Below are 3,289 nucleotides of genomic sequence, written 5' to 3'. Positions count from 1 at the left end.
GACTGGTGGGCTCGCTTATTCAACTGTCGTCAGTTCGGCGGGGTGGCCTGGGAGCAGTGACTGTGTGTGGTCGCCTGGGGCGTAGCGGTTGTAGCTGGCTCCGGTCTCGGCGGCGAGCTTGGCCGTGGTGACGGGATGGAAGCCGAGGGCGTCGGCGATGATCGGGGCGGGGCTGTCTTGGATGTGCTGGCGGAGGGCTGCTCCGCGGGCAGGGAGAGTTGAGATGCCGAGTTGGCGGATCTGTTTGGCGAGCCACTCGGGCCGCAACGGCTCTCCGGCCCGACGGCCGGGGAAGAGCCACGTCGAGGCGGGATTGGTGGCGGTGCGCATGTTCGACCGGTTGGCGAGGTAGCCGAGCAGCGTGGTGGCGAACAGCTCGGGGACGGGCGAGGGTGGGGTTCCGAACCGGATGAGCACCTGTTCTCCGTCTCGGATGACGTCGGCCAGGGTGAGGCGGACCAGGCGGCTGACCGGCTGGGCGTAGAGGAGCAGCAGGATCGCGGCGACGCGGGCGTGGGGCGGGCCGATCTGGTCCATGAGGATCTCGCCGAGAAGGGCGAGCCGCTGATGGGAGGTGAGCGGGGCGGCGCGCCGACCCGTGTGAGGCATGAGCTTCAGCGGCAGCGCCAGCTTGTTGCGCTGAGACCACTGAAGGAAGACACGCAACCCGTTTCGTTCGTCCGCGGTGTGCTCGGTGACCCAGGCGTCGAGGTGCGCCTGACGGCAGGCTGCCAGGGTGAGGTCCCGGCCGGCGAGCCAGGTCAGGAAACGGGTGGCGTAGATGATCTGTTGTCCGGCATAGCTCCGGCTGGAGGGCTTGACGGGCTTGGTCTCAGCGATGCGGCGCAGGCGGGGCAGGATCTCCCAGGTGGCGAACCGGCGGATGACCTGGGCGTGGTCGGGATCGGTGATGGCGTCGAGGTGGTGGACGAGCCAGCGTTCCAGCAGGCAGATCTGCTTGTCGAGCTTGGGGAGCAGGCCGCAGGCCATCAGGAGCTCGCGCAGGTGGGAGGCGGCCCGTCCGTGAGGCAGCTGGTGAAAGGCTTCGTGGGTGAGCTCGATGCTGCCGTCGGCCAGGCCGCGGAGCATGTCCGGGTTGTACTTCTTGTAGAGCCAGGTCAGTCCGGTGAGCGGGTTCTCCATGCTGGTCAGGGAATGGAACAGCGGCAACAGGGTGGGATGGATCTGGCCGGTGCCGTCGTCGAGCAGTTCGGTCAGCCGATCGGTGAGGGTGCAGCCGGTGCAGAGGCGCCGGGCGTGGAGCTTGCCCTCCTCGCCGCAGCGCGAACAGCGGTAGCACGGCTTGAATCCCGCGCAGGTGCTGCAGATCGGCTCACCGTCATCGGGTCGCAGGCCAGGCAGGAGACGGGACTGGCTGCAGGCGGGGCAGGTGCCGCGCAGCCGCAGCCCTCGGTCGACGCAGGTTCGGCAGACGGGCCCATCGGGCCACCAGCCGGCGGGGTAGGACAACCGTCGGCACCGGGTGCAGGTCCGTTTCACGCTCATCCTTCGGGGGTGATCCGGGCTCGTCGGGGCCGCAGATGGGTGGGGGGTGGCGGGGTGGGGACGTCGCCGTCGGCGGTCTTGCGGACTCCGGCGTTCTGGGCCTCGACCGGGACGAGATCCGTCGGGGTGGTCTGGAAGATGTCGCAGAGCGCGGCCAGGAGCTGCAGGGACAGCCGTTCGGGGGTTCCGGTGACGAGCCGGTGGACCTGGGAGGCCGACAGCTTGATTCCGCGTTCGGTGAGCAGCGGGACCAGCTCGGTCGTGGCGAACATGCCGTGGGCGGCCATGATCTCCCGCAGCCGCCAGGAGTAGGTGACCTTGCGCTTCACGACGGGTCGTCCTTCGCGGCGACGGCGGCCAGCGCCTGCGCCACCGTGGTGTCCAGGGCTCGTCTCAGGGTGCGGGTCCGGAAGTCGGAGGACACGCAGGTGTAGATCGCTGTCGTCGAGGCGTGCTCGTGGCCGACCTGCTCCTGGACGAACCGGGGATCCCAGCCGTCCTCGATCAGGTGCGTGACGTACGACCTTCGCAGACTATGGAAGTCCAAGGCGGGATCGAGGTCGAGCGCGTCCCGGTAGGCGACGAACCGGGAGTTGAGGCGCTGGCAGCCGACGCGCAGGCCGCGCTCGGACGGCCAAGCCGCCGGATTACCCTCGATGCCGAAGTGCGGGTGGATCTCGGTGATCCATTCCTCCAGGACCTCGGCCGTCCATGGCCAGACCGTGAGTACGCTGCGGCGTTTGGGCGGCGAGCCCTTCTTGGCCTTGCCGAAGCGCACCAGGCAGGCGCCGTACTCGCCGAACTCGGGGCCGTGCGGGTTGCGGCTGAAGTCGGCGACGTCCAGCATCCTGGTCTCGTTGCGGCGCAGCCCGTAGGCGTAGGCGGTCTTGAACAGGACCGCGTCCCGGAACGCCGGCAGCCAGCCCTTGCGACCGAACGCGCGGATCCGGGCGACCTGCTCATCGGCGTGATCGAAGAACGCCTCCAGCTCAGACCGGGTGAACGCCCGTTTGCTCGGGTCCGCCTCGTTGTCCTGGACGTGAACGGCGGTGTTCCACTCGTGCACGACCTGGATCGGGTGGCTGGCGAACCTGGCCTCGCACTGCTGAGCCCACTCGTATGCCGGATCGGTGGCATAGGCGCAGAACGCGCTGATGGCCTGGGAGTAGCCGCGGATCGTCGAGCGCTTCAAATCCCGCAGCGACCGCAGGTCACCCAGCCATTCGTCCACCATCGCGGCGGTCCACTGCCAGGGGAAGGCGTTGACGTAGAACGCGAACGCCTTGACCGTGTTCTCCCGGCCCTCGACGGTCGTGCGGGCGAGATTGCGCGCCAGCTGCTGGTTGGCGAACCCTTCCAGCATCGCGGTGAACACCTGTTCCTCGGGCCGCAGCAACGGCACCCCGGACACCAGCGCCAACCGGGCCGACCCTGGCACCTGTCCGCTCACCGTGACGCCTCATCGCGCGCCAAGCCAGAGGCGGCAAGACAAGATCGGAATTCCGAATCGTCCCGGTCTTTCACGTCCACCAGCTCACTCTCCGTCGATCGCATCTGATGCGAGATCTCCGCATCCTCTGCGACCGGGCCGCGAGCGTGCAGGTCAAAGACCTGATCGGCATAGCGGCCCCCACCGGCACCCTTGATCCCGCTACTCTAAGAAATTCACTGGAGCCCCTTGAATGCCCAGCTCAGACCCCGGACGGGAGAACGTCCCACAGCAGAACTGCCAACTGTCGCCAAATCGCATCCGATGCAATAGGCGGCAGTTGTAGCAATGAAG

Annotated in this window: 3 protein-coding genes; all 3 read right to left on the bottom strand. The window is 67.9% G+C overall.

The features are described 5' to 3' along the window. Positions 1 to 15: 15 nt before the first annotated feature. From ACIHFD_RS67675 to ACIHFD_RS67665, 3 genes are read right to left on the bottom strand one after another with little or no spacing between them, the layout of a single operon-like run. Positions 16 to 1,500 (bottom strand): hypothetical protein, encoded by a 1,485-nt coding sequence (locus tag ACIHFD_RS67675; protein WP_397375935.1) that lies wholly within the window; start codon positions 1,498 to 1,500, stop codon positions 16 to 18. Positions 1,501 to 1,502: 2 nt separating this feature from the next. Then, positions 1,503 to 1,835 carry a helix-turn-helix domain-containing protein gene (locus ACIHFD_RS67670; RefSeq protein ID WP_397375934.1) on the bottom strand — a complete coding sequence of 111 codons (333 nt, stop codon included), beginning with the start codon at positions 1,833 to 1,835 and terminating at the stop codon, positions 1,503 to 1,505. Beyond that, entirely contained in the window at positions 1,832 to 2,956 is a 1,125-nt protein-coding gene (locus tag ACIHFD_RS67665) for a tyrosine-type recombinase/integrase (protein ID WP_397375933.1), read from the bottom strand. The genes ACIHFD_RS67670 and ACIHFD_RS67665 overlap by 4 nt, the downstream gene beginning before the upstream one ends. Positions 2,957 to 3,289: the final 333 nt, after the last annotated feature.

Source organism: Nonomuraea sp. NPDC051941 (assembly GCF_044593615.1).
The sequence above is the reverse complement of the archived record's forward strand: the minus strand, read 5'-3'. Positions and strand labels throughout refer to the sequence as shown.